Annotated in this window: 1 pseudogene; it reads right to left on the reverse strand. The window is 69.6% G+C overall.

Annotated features, from left to right (window positions below):
* Positions 1-684 (reverse strand): annotated as a pseudogene (locus tag ABFX50_RS50925) (hypothetical protein); the annotation flags it as partial.

Raw genomic sequence — 684 nt, forward strand, 5'->3', positions numbered from 1 at the left:
GTCAAGTTGTGCTCGATCGCGAACGCGCGGGCCTCGTGGGCGAGGACCGCGGCGACCGCGCCGTCGATGAGGAGCCCGTCGCCGCGCTTGGCGAGCTTCAAGTAGTGGGTGGCGAGCAGGTCCTCTTCACCGGCGCGGGGCTTCTTCTTCTGCCCCTTGACGACCACGGCGTTCTTGATGTGGTCGGTGAGGAGCTTCGAGGCCTGGTGCGTGATCTGGCCTTCGCCGAACGCGGTCATCCACCGCTCCAGGGCCTTGTCGAACCGCTGCTCGGAGTTCGTGGGGAACTCCACGACGCGGGTCTCGCCGAAGTCGCGGGCCCAGACGTCGAGGTAGTCCTGCCAGCGCCAGGGGTCGGCGAACATGACCATGACCTCGTAGGCCTCGAAGGCGGCGCGGAGCTTCGCGTCGACTTGGACGGAGGGGACGCGCCAGTCCTTGGGGGCGTCCTTGGGGCGGGTCCAGATGCCGAGTTCGAACAGGCACCCGTCGGACATGCGGGAGGCGATGAGCGCGGTGCCGTCGCGGTACTTGGCGCCGTCGAAGCCGAGGGCGATCGCATCGCCGGGGCGGAGCGGGCGCCAGTCCTCGTCGGTGTCGGCGGGGCGGCCTTGGGCGTCCCACGCGGTGGGGTCGGCGAGGACGTTCTCGCCCACGACGATCTCGTTGAGGAAGAACCGGCGC

The organism is Nonomuraea recticatena (assembly GCF_039533245.1).
In the GTDB taxonomy this organism is placed as follows: Bacteria; Actinomycetota; Actinomycetes; order Streptosporangiales; family Streptosporangiaceae; genus Nonomuraea; species Nonomuraea roseola.